A 12,901-nucleotide genomic window follows, 5' to 3' on the forward strand; every position below is an offset into this window, starting at 1 on the left:
CGAAAGATAGGAATACTCCGCTAGTGTTTAATTAAGAACGCTGCATGCTACTTAAAACGTAAAGACTAGTGGTCTGTAACCTTAATGGGTAGAATCAATTGTTGTACTATTCTCCGGATTGATCTTCACGAAATGCCGCTTGAGTTTCCTCCGAGCCTGTGGCGTGTCAAACAGCCAGTTGATTTTACCACTTGTCGATTCCGTTCGTCGACCCAAGCCAGTACCTCTTTTTCCAACGTTGCCAAGTCCCCAATGCGCCGGTCGAGACACTGTTTGGCGAGAGCGGCAAACTCGATCTCAGCCATGTTGAGCCACGACGCGTGGGTAGGCGTATAATGAAAAACGAACCGATTGGCTAGCTCCCGAGCCGTCACTGCATCAAAGCGTTCGTAAAAACTGCCCGCCTGGTGGGTATTCAGGTTATCTTGCAGCACATGAATCTGTTGTGCATGCAGGTAATACTGGGCGCGTAGATGGTGCATAAATTCGGCATAATCCCGCTTAGTGCGTTGCTGGCGCACCTGGACATAACCTTGACCCGAATCTAAATCATAAGCTAAGAGCACCACCGCTGTTCCCTTTCTCACATATTCATTATCCTGTTTAGCGATTTGACTCGGCTGAGGAGGCAGAGGAGCTAACACGTCGGCCAGTAACTGGCAAGGTCGTTCATCGAAGCACAGGCGCGGATTTTGTAGATCAGCGGGTTGAGCATAAAAGTCCAGCACCGCTTCCATCTTGGCCAACTATTGACTGTCTACTTTGGCGATACACCACTGCTGCTTGAGCCAAGGCTTAAGGGCGTTTTTTTAAGTTGCTCACCCACGGCCTGGTGGGAAATCGACTCCACCAGACGCAGTTCCACTAAGCGGTCGGCCAGCAACCGTAGTATCCACCGACTCCGACCTTGTGGGGCTTCACTACAGGCTAAGGCGGTCAGATGAGCTTGAGTGGCTTTATCGAACTTACTGGGCTGACCGGGGCGGGGTTTTTCATTCAGAGCCACCGTCAAGCCTTCGTCCAAATAACGGTTGCGAATGTTGTAGACCATCGCTGGGCTGAGGGAGACGAGTTGGGCCAATGCCGAGGGCGTGTTGCCCTGGTGCAGAGCCAGTAAGACTTGAACCCGTTTGAGGGCGCTTACAGAGTGTTTTCCTTTAAGCAGTTGTTGAAGTTGAGTCACCTCCTCATTATGTGGGCGAAACGAACAAGCGGGACGAGCCATGATAGAAATTGAAGAATAGTATTATTCCGTAAACATAACTCTACCCACTAAGGTTACAGACCACTAGTACTCTTCCAATTTAATGCTTACAGGAATCTGACCTGTTAGCTGGGTTGACTCGCTCATACCACCGTTTGAGTTTGTCGACGGCCCTTGTTACCGTAAAACTCCAATGCACTTTGACGGCGCGTTGATTACAGGCAGTAGCCCATAAAGCCGTCTGTCGACTTAACTCTTTTAAACTGCCAATGCGCCGATTCAGACACTGACGAGCCAGCGCGGAAAACTCAATCTTAGCCATGTTCAACCACGAACCATGCTCAAGGGTAAAGTGAAACGCCAGTCTGCGACTCAACGCCCGGGCTTGAGTAGCCGGTAAGTGTTCGTAGAAGGAGCCGTACTTGTGAGTGTTCAAGTTATCTTGTACTACTTCGATCAACTCGGCATCAGCGTACTGGGTATGAACTAACTTCTGAATGAACTGGGTGTAATCTGCTTTGGTACGCCGTTCTCGTACCTGAACGTAGCGTTGCCCGCTGTCTAAATCATAGGCCAGTAAGACCACGGCGGTTCCCTTTCTGATATACTCCTTATCTTCTTTGACTACCTGACCTGGTTTAGCGGGTAGGCAGGCCACCATATCATCCAGCAGTTGGCAAGGCCGCTCATCGAAACACAACCCTACCCGCCCCGCTTGAGGAACCTGCTCATAAACGGCCAGCACATCTTCCATTTTGGCCAAATACTCCCCATCTATTTGCCCAATGCACCACTGCTTTTTGAGCCACGGCTTGAGCCTGCTTTTTTTAAGGCTAACCGCACCGACTCATCGTCAATATGAACGTCGAGTCTCACTAATCGCTCATTAATCAAAGCGGCTGTCCATCGGGTGCGCCCATCAGGAGCCTGACTACAGGCGATTTGGGTAATCTGAGCTTCCACCTGTTGAGTTACTTTGCGGGGTTGACCAGGGCGGACCTTTTCAGCAATGGCTCGTTGAAGCCCTTCTTGTCGGTAACGTTTCTTCAGGTTAAAGATAGTCGCTACACTGATGTCGAGCGATTCGCTGATTTGATCAGGATGTTTGCCCTGATGCAGAAACTGCAAAGCTCGGGCTCGGGTTAGTTTGCGGGCGGAGTCTTTTCCAGTCCAGACTAACTGCTTCAAAATGGTTAAATCCCTGTCTGTTAAGACGAATGGTGTTGCGATACGGCTCATACCGCAAACTAACCATTTAGCTAAGTACTAAGTTGGAAGAGTACTAAGGTCTGCTGTAAAACAGCCAGTCCTAAGTCCTGATTACGTTTTGCTGAAGAGCCGTCCATGCCTGTGACTAATCGCAATAAGTCATAAGTAAGTCCTAATTTTAAAGAGAATAAGCTGAAAAACAGCAGGTCGGTGCAAGTTCTTAAACAAAATGGTTCAGGGCAATCGTCTTGCCGTTGTTGGATAAATTGACTAAATAAACCCAGATAGGCTTTTCAAATAAGAGACGTAGTTTGTCGAATCGTTTTGATCTAATCTCGTCGCCGAGCGCCATTGTCGCTCAATCTTTAAATCGATAATCAACAGTTTCATACATCAAATTAACCAACTGCAACAAGTCTACTATTAAATTTTCAACCGACTGCATCTTAGCCTGAAAACATTCGGAGGGCTTCGTGAACGATTTTTATAGCTTCTTTTTATAGCATAATTTATTCACAATGAGTAAATTATGTGCCCGATTTGGCCATTTAAATGGTTCTTTTATTGATTAAAAATGGCCAAAAGGAGGAAACGGTACGGTAATCAACAGGTTCGTTGCATAGTAAAAACGACCTCTATCGAAAGCCGGAAATTAGTTGTCAGATAAGCAAACGGTGAAAGATGAGGTTCTGATTTCGAATGGACTTAGACAATGGCTGGCCGTTTGAAGAGGAGTTTAACCAATGTCCCATTTTGGTTTTCGTAGGTCAGCATACCATCGAGCTGGCGGGTAAGTAGTTCTACCAACTGAGTGCCGAAGCCTGTTTCATTGACTGCTTCCACAGGCTGCTTACCTATACCATTGTCGGCTACCATCAACAGCAATGAATCGTCGCCCATCCGCGTCAGACTGATTCGAATGGTGCCGTTGTCCTTACCGATAAAGGCATATTTAAGCGAGTTAGTTATTAACTCATTCGTGATTAGTCCAATGGAAACCGCCGTGTCAATATCCAGTACCAGCTCGGGCATCGCACAGACGATGATGATACGCCCGGCCGCATCGAACGAATCGAGGATGCTTTCGCCCAGATTGTTAAAATAATCGCGCATTTCGATAGCCCCCAACTGCTTGCCCTGGTACAGTTTCTGGTGAATGATGCCCATACTCTGCACCCGGTTCTGACTGGCCTGTATGGCTTCCTGTACATTGGGGTCAGTAACTTTAGCCGATTGCAAGGCCAGTAAACTTGACACCACTTCCAAGTTATTCTTGACCCGGTGATGAATCTCTTTCAAAAGGAGCTCGTTCTGGGCGTTTTTCTGAGCAATCTCGTCGCGCTGTTGTTTAATGACTATGGCTTCCCGCAGGGCCAGCTCACGGGCTTGTTCACGCAGACGGACCTTCAATACGTACCAAAAGCCCAGTAGCAGCAGCAGCCCATAAGCCGCATAGGCCCATAGGGTTTGCCACCAAGGTGGGCTAATATGTATGCGGAGGGGGGCCAAATTTGTCCACATTCCATCGCTATTGCGGGCTCTCAGGTGGAACAGGTACGTTCCCGGCTTCATCTGGGCAAAATTAACGGTGTTTTTCGGGCCGATGCTTACCCATTGTGGCTTGTCATTAGGTCCAGTCAGGGAATAGGTATAAGCACGACTGCTGGTGTTGCGGTAATCCAGCAACGCAAATTTTAGTTCTACCGTGTTTTCCCGGTGCGACAAGGCCAGCTCGTTGGCTCGCCAGCGATCCGGGGGCATGGGCTGCATGGTTTGCGTGCCGTCGGTGTCGAAGCAGGAAACACCCACCAACCGCAGCGGTGATGCGGCTTTAGGAATATTATGGATGGTATCATTTGGCCCAAACCGCCGTAAGTAGTTCTGGCAACCGAAATAAATCTCGCCGGTAGTAGCCAGTGCTGTAATGGGCGTAGAATAAACCGAGTTGCCGACAAACTGCGGAAACGTGGTTACGCGCTCCGTAAGGGGGTCGATGCAGGATACCACCTGATTCTGGTTGAACCAGATTTTGCCGGTCCGGTCGAGGATAGCGTGGGCAAAATAATCATCCGTAAACCCGTTGGTAATGCCATATTTTTTGAATCGCCCCGTTTTGACCGACAGCTTCTGTAAAGGAGCCGAATACCCACTCGTTATCCATACATCACCCTGTTTATCAACCACGGGTGCAAAGGTGTAGTTGCTGGCCAGTCCGTAGGGGTCTCCTTGTCGGAGTACAAACCGCTGCACTTGCCGGGTTCGTTTGTTTACCCGACTAAGGCCGTGAGCGGCTCCGCATACCCACACCGTGTTCTGCGCATCAACTGCAATTTTCTGGAGCGTGTTCGACAATAGGCTGTTGGCATTGGTGGGTTCGTTTTTCCACTGTTCATAGGTACTCACCAGCCCCGTCTGGACTGATAAGCCGCCCTTTGGAATGCGGAAAAGTCCCTGCCCCCAGGTCGAAATCCAGAGGTCGCCATCCCGGTCAATAACCGAAGCGATGGCATTCGGGATCGTCTTACTCCCGGCCTTGTCTAAACGGACGGGTGTGAGTCGGCTCGTTTTTTTGTTGTAAACGAACAGGCCAGCTTCCGCACCGACCAGCAGATATGGATCGTAGCTGGTTCCTGCCACGCCTGGCAGCGTGAGGGTGAAATAAGTGAGGGGTTGTTTCAGGACAACCTTCATCTCATTCTGAACCGGATTATAGCGAATCAGACCCAGATCGGTACTGATCCAAAGGAAGCCTTCCGAGTCGGGCATGAGGGACTCTGTTACGGGTCGGGTCGGTATCGCCCCGGCGGTGTTCGTAAATTTTGGCAGTGGAATGTTGGGGTGGCGTTCCTGACGGGGGTCGAAAAAAAGCGGATTTTTGTCGCTCGCCCTTTCCAGCCAGATTAACCCCTGTCTATCTTCGTAGAGGGTTACAAATTCTTTGAGTTGCTCCCCATTGCTGATGGCTACGAGTGTGCATTGCTCCACGACGGTCCGGTCGGCTGAAATGCGGAAGATGTCGTTATCGCAGCAAAGCCAAAGCCGCCCCGCCCGATCTTCCAGAATTACGTTTGGAAACGGAATGGGTTTGCCATCGGCCGTTCGCTTATCGAACCAATTGATTTGCCCGGTCTTAGGATTAAAAACCCGCAGCCCGGTTTGATCCGGAACACCCATCCAGATCAGGCCCCGACGATCTTTGCAGAGACCGTTAATTACATTGAGACCATCATTGGCGTTGATGACGGGCACCCCTGATTTAGTTACCCTAGGAAAGCACCGCCAACGGTTGCTGGTTTGGTCAAACTGCTCGAACCCAGCCGTTGTGTAAACGTACACATAGCCCGGCCGGGCCACGCCCGGCGATTCAATTAGAATAGGCGACAGTGGGTTGCCCTGCAACTGCCCTGACTCGCCTGGTTTGGGCAAAAAACGGACCGTTCGACCCGTTTTGGGGTCGAACCGATTCATGCCCCAATCGCTCCCGATCCAGAGCTGACCGGATTCATCGCGTTGAAGAAATCGGAGCTTATCCGATGATAAACTGGTTTTGTTGGTAGGCTGGTGCTGAAAATGGGCCACGTTGCCCGTTTGCTGGTTGTAGGCATTAAGGCCCCCGTCGCGGGTGGTTATCCAGAACGTGCCTCGCTCGTCCTGAATCATATCCGCCACCCGCGCCGAGGAGAGGGAGTTCAAATCCGCCGGATCAGAGCGTACCGTTACGATCTCATGGCCGTCGTACCTGCTCAGGCCACTGCCGGTGATGAACCAGAGAAAATCGTCGCGGTCGGTAAAGAATTGATTGATGGTTAATTGATTTCGGTTGCGGCCCAGCGTCTCTTTGGGGGGTTCGTCGAAGTAAAGCACCGTGGATTGTGCCTGCCCGTCTGGTGCGGACAGGCACATTAGCAGGAGGAGCCACCCAAAAACAACGTATCCATTCATGTTGACCTGTTTGTTAGCCCAAGCTACTTCACTTGTCTTGCTGATCCTCGTTGTTAATATCGCGGATGCAGATAAATTTTCCGTCGCGTTTTTCAAAAATGCCCATGTATTTGCCGGCACTCACTACGTTGCCAGCCGCGTCTTTAATCGTTGTCTTTCCGACTTCGGTCACTACGTTGCCATCGCCGTACACGTCCATCGTTTCGTAAGAAACCGTCGTCCCGGCCTTTCGTGCGTTCATACTGTTGAGCAGCACCTGCCGGATAGCCGCCTTTCCCACGGACATGGGTTCGTCGTCGGCCATTTCTACGGCATCGTCTGCATAAAGAGCCATTACCTTGTCGATGTCTCTCGCTGTTGTGGCATTGGCCCACTCGGTTTCGATGGCTTGTATTTCCGTTTTGATGGCGGCCATATCGGGTTTAGCAGCTACCTGATCAGTAGTAGCTTCTGCTTTTTGGGCGGGGGCGTTGCATCCGGTAACGCAGACAGACGTAAGGACAACAACGGCCAGAATCAGGGTAAATGGCTTGGTTTTCATAGCTTTGGTTTAAACGATTTAGGGTACTCTCACTAAGCGACGGTAGAGCTCGACGGCTTTTATTTTCTCGTAAACCATACCTAATTTTTTGTCCGCGTCCTGAAACGATTTGTCGTCGTGAATTTTCTGATACGCTTCGGTATTGGGCCAATTGCCCTCGAAGTAGTAGCGGTATTTGTCGGCTCCTTCACCGGCTACTTTGTAGAGTGTGTATCCGGCGTTACTGTACCCCAGACGTGTAATGACCGTGTTTAACTCGCCAATCACCGCCGACAACTGGGCCTCTGTTACACCGGCTGGCATATCGAAAAGGTGAATACTTTTGAGTTGAGTCGTTGACGTTTGCTGAGCCTGTGCAGTGGCCGACAGGCCGAGGCTAACCAGCAGCCAAAGAGAAGATAGCGAAATCAGGAGTTGTTTCATGGACTTGATTGGATTAGTTTAACTGTTTTAAGATCGGTCCCCGGCAGTATAGGCTGGGCTTGTCTGTGCTTATCATTTCGGATTTATTCAGTGTCGTCCGTTAAATCCAATTCCATGAATAACAAATAGTCTTTAAATTCTGCGGGGATTTCCATTTCTGGATACGCGTCAATGTCACGAAATCCAAAACGTCTATATAAGGAATGAGCCGCTTCCATAAATTTGGGACTGTCAAGTCGAATTTTTTTATAACCGACTTTTTTCGCTTCAAGTAAAAGTCGGTTAAGGATTGCTCGCCCAGCCCCAATTCGTCTACTGGCTGGATCAACAAACATCCGTTTTAGTTCACCGATATCGGAGTTGATACGTTTTAGACTTCCAAGCCCACATACTTTACCTTCATAACTAGCCAGGATTAGCTGTCCGTAAGGGGGTTGAAACTTACCAATCTGTTGGATATCCTGTTCAACAGTTTCTTCGGGATTATGAGGATGAACGCCGTAGAGTTCCTGCATTTTGTCGTTACCCCAGACTAAATAGTCGAACCATAATTTTTTAACGGCTTCCAGGTCGACAGGAATAACAACCGTTCTTGTTTTTACTTTTTCACTTTCGTTCATTTCTTGACTGGGGTTTGGTTGTTTACTTTCTACAGATAGCTCAGCCACCACTGCCCTTTGTGCGTTGTCTTGTAGGCATCATACCAGCGACATAGGGGATACAACGACGCGACAACGGCTATCCAGATCAGGTAAACCACCCCAAGAGTGTAGCCTCCCTCACCGGGCAGCACAAATCGCATCGGTATGGTTTTAAATGATTCATCGGCCTCGGCTATGGCATGACCAGCGGCAAAAAAGACAATCATGCGCAGGGTATGCAGCACATAAAAATGGATCGTGTAGTAAAAAAAGGCCGTTCGTCCGTAGGTGCGCAGCACGTCCGTAAGGCGATTGTGTACATTCTCCAGCAACGCCAGTCCCAGCAGTCCCGGCCCTACCGTAATGCACATGTACAGCAGCGATGGGGGGTATTTATGTACCTTCAGGAACGAGAACAACGTAGTGAGGCCATCTCTCTGGACGCTCCAGGGGAAGGGGTCGCCGTATCCATTCAGTAAACGCAGCCCTACGAATAACCCAATGGCTCCGGCACCGAGATAAAACAGCCATTGTTGACGCTTCCAGGCGGCAACCGCTGGGGCAAACAAACGGCCTAGGCAGTAGCCCAGCATCATGAGCCCCAGCCAGGGAAGAAACGGGTACAGCACCATAATGACCCGACCAGGCGCGTATTCAAACACACGGTGACTGCCGCCGTGAAACAGCGCCCACCAAAAACCCGACGTAAATCCCGGTGCCTGTTCCACCGCATCCAGCAAATTATGGCCTAAAACGATCGCTAAACCAATGCTCAGTATGACCCGGAACGGCAGCCACGTCAGCCCGGCCATGAACACCATGCTGATGCCCAGCGACCAGAAAACGACCAGCGTGATGGGATTAAACAGGGTAAACGTATCCGCTGGCGCAATCAGGAGCACCTCGGCTACAATGAGCCATAGCCCCCGTTTCAGCAGGAACAGACTCAACTCCCTATGCGATTTTCGTAACCCCTGCAGGTAGATGGATGTACCCGATAGCAAGGCAAACGTAGGGGCGCAGAAGTGGGTAATCCAGCGCGTAGCGAACAGGACCGGCGTAGTGGTATCGAGATTGAGCGGGTCATCGGTATAGGCCTGGGCGTGAAAGAAATCCCGCGTATGGTCCAGCGCCATAATGACCATAATCAGGCCCCGCAGCACGTCGATGGACTCGATGCGGCTTTTGAGTAATGAAGGCGCTGGATTGAGGGAGCCTGCGGTTGCAGATGTAGAGGGTATCGGAAAGGTCATTTCGATATAGCGGCCAACACTCGTTTATGTGTTCTGGATAGTTTGGATAACCTCAGACAGGGATCTGTAAAAAGACGATGAGCCACATCATCGAATCCGCTGAACTGAATCAGCGCACTTTATAGGCTTCTAACTCAATCTCAATCAACTGGCCGGGCAGTGCTAACTCCTTTACGCCAAACCACGACCCAGTCGGGAATTGCTTTTTGTAGATCGTATTCCGGTAAGCCGACTGGTTCACAAATTCGGGCATGTTCGTGGTCAGAATATTCTCCACCACAACGTCGTCCCAGGTGTAGCCATAGTGCTTCAGAATTTTGTCCAGATCGGCGTAGCAGTTTTTCATTTGTTGGCCCAGATCACCTTTAGCCGTCAGGTTTCCTTTCTCGTCCATACTGACCGCACCCGATATTTTCAGTTCATTGCCAATCCGAACGGCATGGGAATAGCCATAGGCTTTTTCGACGTCGGGCCGTAACATAAAATACTCCGGTGCATCGGATTGAGCCGCTGGTTTCTCATCTGCTTTTTGAGGAGCGGTATTGCACCCGGCGGCAAACAAAAACAGAGCGGTAAAAGCAGCCAGTATCAGGGCGGATTGGTTAGTTTTCATTGGCGATAGTGAGGCTTGAATTGGATTGATTTGAATTTGTGACACGCCGGGCAACCCGTGCCACTCGGCAGGTGTAGACATAGACGGAAAGGCCGCGACTTATTTTTTGCTCAGAACCATGACGGTTGGTTTGCCCTGAACGCCGTCTTTCTGCATAGTGGCGGCCAGGTCAGGGCGGGCAAAAAAAGCCTGAGCCGCTTCAGCCGAGGCCCACTCTGCAATGATGCACACCATGTTGGGGTCGTCCTGCAACGTACTGACTTCGGCGCTCAGCTCGCCCGCAAACCGCCGTTCGTTGGCGAAGGTGTTGAACCCCTTCTTCCAGGCGGCATAGTCGGCTACCTTGTGGTAGGTGACGGTTTTAACGACGGGCGTAGTCTTTATCTCGCTGAGTTTCCACTGCCCGTTTTCCTTGACCACCCGGTTGCTATAGGCTCCGTCGTAGTGAATAGACTGGCCTTTGGTTGTGCGCCCATTCTGACGAAAGATGCCCGTCAGGATCACGCTGCCATCAAACTGCGGTACGCCGTTCGAGATGCCGATCACCGTATTCACATCCCCATCGGCAAAGGCTTGGGTCAGACCGGCAACCTCCTTATCGAGTCCGGTTTGGGTAGTACCATCGGGTGCGGTCCTGACGATACCACTGGTCATCAAGGTTTTGAGCGTGGCGATGTCTTCGCGGTTGTAGGCATTCTGAAATTTCTTTACCACCTCTTCCATCTCAACGGCGAGGCTCGAAATACCCAAGAGCAGCTTTTCCTGCTGTATTTTCCACTGACCGCCTTCCCTGCCAATAATCAGGTCCATCGAACCCGGCGCGGGCTGTACTTTGGCGTTTGTTTTTCGGTCAAAATCGTAGCCCGTGAACGTAGTGGCGATGGCCATTTTCCCACCGGGCAGGACTTTGGTGCTTTTCACCGTGAAGTCCTGGTAGGTACCTATCGTTTCGCCGAAATCGCGAACGTAATCGTCGTTCCAATACGATTTGGGCAACATTTTAGCACTACCGTCGCGGTTGACCCGGCCAACGCTATCGCTGAACAGGGTCATCAGGGTGGTGCGGTCGCCTTTGTTGTAGGCATCCTGGTAGGTTTTCACGAAGGCCACGGCCTCTGGGTTCAGCGACTGTGCATGAAGCGAGAAAGTGCCCAACAGCAGGGCAACGAGTATGAGTAAATGGCTGGTTTTCATTGAGATTTGGTTTGCTTATTAGTTTTGTTCGACAGGGCTAATTCGGATGCGGGGCAACCCTTCGATTCGCCCCGCATACCGACGATCTACTTGACGGCTACCGGTGCCGATGCCGACTCCTGGTAAAAGGTCGCTTTCCACGCGCCATTTATTTTGGTGAAGAGCATCGTTCCCGCTACGTGTTCATACTTTATTTTCTGGCCGGTTTTAAGCGTTGCATTCTGCTCCATCGAGAACGTATACAGCACCAGCGAGTCAGTCAAAACCCGAATCGCTTCCTTATTTGGTACGACACTCAACGTCTTCATCTGGCTGAACCCGTCTGCGTTCAGTTTTTTTAGCGCGTTGTAATCGCCGAAGGTACCATCGGGGTTGACAGCCTGGAAATCAGGCGTATTTTCAAAGTAGGTCATGCAGGTTTCGATGTCCAGTTTTTCGACTTGCTGGAAGAATTCTTTGATAAGGCCAGAGATTTCCTGTTCAATCGCTTGCTTGTTTTCGGTTGTCATGGTCGACACGTCGGTCGTCTGGGTAGGCGTTTCTTTGGCGGGGGCGTTGCAACTGGTGGCAAACAAAAGAAGGGCGGCAAAAATGGCCAGGATGGGCGAAGTAGATTGGTTAGTTTTCATGGGAAATCGGAGGGTTGAACTGGTTTTCACCGGGAAAATTGGATTGGGGGTAAAAGAGAAAAGCAATGGCCTGATTAGCCGGCGTATTCGCTCAGCGGGACGTGGACGGACTGGAACTGCATACCGAGGTCCTGCGTCGCGGCTGCATTGCTGTACACGGTGCGGGCCGCGCCGACGGGTTCCTGCCCGTTGAGCATCAGCGTGATGTCTGATACGGTGTGGCTTCCGTTGGCGAGCAGGTAGTTCCGGCCGTGCAGCCCGGTGGTGGTCGCGGCCCGGAAAATGCCCTCGGCCACATCAGCAACCGACACCATGGCAAACTCGACGTTTTTCGCAAACATCATCTCCACGAAGGGATTGGGTGCAAGCCTGTTTTTGAACAGATACTGCATTCCCATTGACGACGAATCGTCCCGGCCCGACAACGACTGCCCCGTCACGAAGGTGGGGTACACGCTCACGACTTCAAAACCCAGGTCAGGATGGGTTTTTACAAACTGGCGCACGACCTGATCGGCGTAGTACTTGGCCTGAGCGTAGGGGTGATCGTCGGCGTCGTGATGTGGTTCGTCTGCTTCGGTATAGATATGGTCGGCAGGGCGGTTGGGGACGGGCAACGGGTAAGCCGTGTTGAGCGACGCGACCGAGCCGACGAACACCACTTTTTTGAGCGAAGGAATCTCACCCGCCAGTTTTAGGAAATTCTCGGTTCCCCGGATGGTCGGATTGAGCAGATCGCGCTGCGGGTCTTCCACGGCAAGTTGAAACGGCGTACCGCTGTGAATCACGATGTCACAACCGGACAGAAAATCCCGCAGAGCGGTTTCGTCCTGCACGTCCATCTCCACGATGTCGAGGTGATACACGGCATTTTCTAACTGGTCGAGATGATCGTACCGTTCTTTTTTGGCGAGGTCGCGGACGGAAACCCGCACGTCATAGCCTTCGGACAGAAATTTTTGGGTAACATAGCTGCCAATGAAGCCGGCTCCACCAATAATACCTACGGTTTGCATGGTGTTTTTAAGTTTGATTTGATAAATGATAATCAGGTAATTACCTCACAGGCGAATACGCCAGGTCAGGCCGGACACGGACGACTTCCGGCCTGACAAAAGTGTACGAATCAGCAACCGACACCAAACGGGTCGGGACGAACGTGGGGTAATACTGTCCGAAGGAGGTTGTTTTCTTACCGGATGTGTAAACGGCAAGGGCGGGTTGTCGGTCTTGCCGAACGGCTGACCGCGAG

At 51.0% G+C, this 12,901-nt stretch carries 13 protein-coding genes; all 13 read right to left on the minus strand.

Annotation, left to right across the window (positions count from 1 at the left end):
- Window positions 1–125 precede the first annotated feature (125 nt).
- Window positions 126–728 carry an IS630 family transposase gene (locus ACYVBJ_RS08890; RefSeq protein WP_460981935.1) on the minus strand — a complete coding sequence of 201 codons (603 nt, stop codon included), beginning with the start codon at window positions 726–728 and terminating at the stop codon, window positions 126–128.
- A 29-nt stretch (window positions 729–757) separates the two neighbouring features.
- Window positions 758–1,225 carry a helix-turn-helix domain-containing protein gene (locus tag ACYVBJ_RS08895; protein WP_460981936.1) on the minus strand — a complete coding sequence of 156 codons (468 nt, stop codon included), beginning with the start codon at window positions 1,223–1,225 and terminating at the stop codon, window positions 758–760.
- 79 nt (window positions 1,226–1,304) lie between these two features.
- Entirely contained in the window at window positions 1,305–1,991 is a 687-nt protein-coding gene (locus tag ACYVBJ_RS08900; protein WP_460982131.1) for a transposase, read from the minus strand.
- Window positions 1,979–2,443, minus strand: a complete 465-nt coding sequence (locus tag ACYVBJ_RS08905; RefSeq protein WP_460981937.1) for a helix-turn-helix domain-containing protein — start codon at window positions 2,441–2,443, stop codon at window positions 1,979–1,981. The genes ACYVBJ_RS08900 and ACYVBJ_RS08905 overlap by 13 nt, the downstream gene beginning before the upstream one ends.
- 675 nt (window positions 2,444–3,118) lie before the next feature.
- The gene (locus ACYVBJ_RS08910; protein WP_460981938.1) at window positions 3,119–6,355 is read right to left on the minus strand and encodes a histidine kinase dimerization/phosphoacceptor domain -containing protein; all 3,237 of its coding nucleotides are present in this window, start codon (window positions 6,353–6,355) and stop codon (window positions 3,119–3,121) included.
- Window positions 6,356–6,383: 28 nt separating this feature from the next.
- Window positions 6,384–6,896, minus strand: coding sequence for a YybH family protein (locus tag ACYVBJ_RS08915; protein ID WP_460981939.1), 513 nt, complete (start codon window positions 6,894–6,896; stop codon window positions 6,384–6,386).
- Window positions 6,897–6,914: 18 nt separating this feature from the next.
- Complete coding sequence (locus tag ACYVBJ_RS08920; protein WP_460981940.1) at window positions 6,915–7,319, minus strand: hypothetical protein; 405 nt, start codon at window positions 7,317–7,319, stop codon at window positions 6,915–6,917.
- An 83-nt stretch (window positions 7,320–7,402) separates the two neighbouring features.
- The gene (locus tag ACYVBJ_RS08925) at window positions 7,403–7,939 is read right to left on the minus strand and encodes a GNAT family N-acetyltransferase (RefSeq protein ID WP_460981941.1); all 537 of its coding nucleotides are present in this window, start codon (window positions 7,937–7,939) and stop codon (window positions 7,403–7,405) included.
- 29 nt (window positions 7,940–7,968) lie between these two features.
- Entirely contained in the window at window positions 7,969–9,213 is a 1,245-nt protein-coding gene (locus tag ACYVBJ_RS08930; protein WP_460981942.1) for a DUF1624 domain-containing protein, read from the minus strand.
- Between the two features lie 109 nt (window positions 9,214–9,322).
- The gene (locus ACYVBJ_RS08935; protein WP_460981943.1) at window positions 9,323–9,826 is read right to left on the minus strand and encodes a RidA family protein; all 504 of its coding nucleotides are present in this window, start codon (window positions 9,824–9,826) and stop codon (window positions 9,323–9,325) included.
- Between the two features lie 99 nt (window positions 9,827–9,925).
- A complete protein-coding gene (locus tag ACYVBJ_RS08940; protein WP_460981944.1) occupies window positions 9,926–11,020 on the minus strand; it encodes a DUF4440 domain-containing protein in 1,095 nt (364 codons plus the stop codon).
- An 86-nt stretch (window positions 11,021–11,106) separates the two neighbouring features.
- On the minus strand, window positions 11,107–11,649 hold the full coding sequence (locus tag ACYVBJ_RS08945) for a nuclear transport factor 2 family protein (protein ID WP_460981945.1): 543 nt from the start codon (window positions 11,647–11,649) through the stop codon (window positions 11,107–11,109).
- 74 nt (window positions 11,650–11,723) lie between these two features.
- Window positions 11,724–12,665, minus strand: coding sequence for an NAD-dependent epimerase/dehydratase family protein (locus tag ACYVBJ_RS08950; protein ID WP_460981946.1), 942 nt, complete (start codon window positions 12,663–12,665; stop codon window positions 11,724–11,726).
- Window positions 12,666–12,901: the final 236 nt, after the last annotated feature.

This window comes from Spirosoma fluminis (assembly GCF_054778895.1).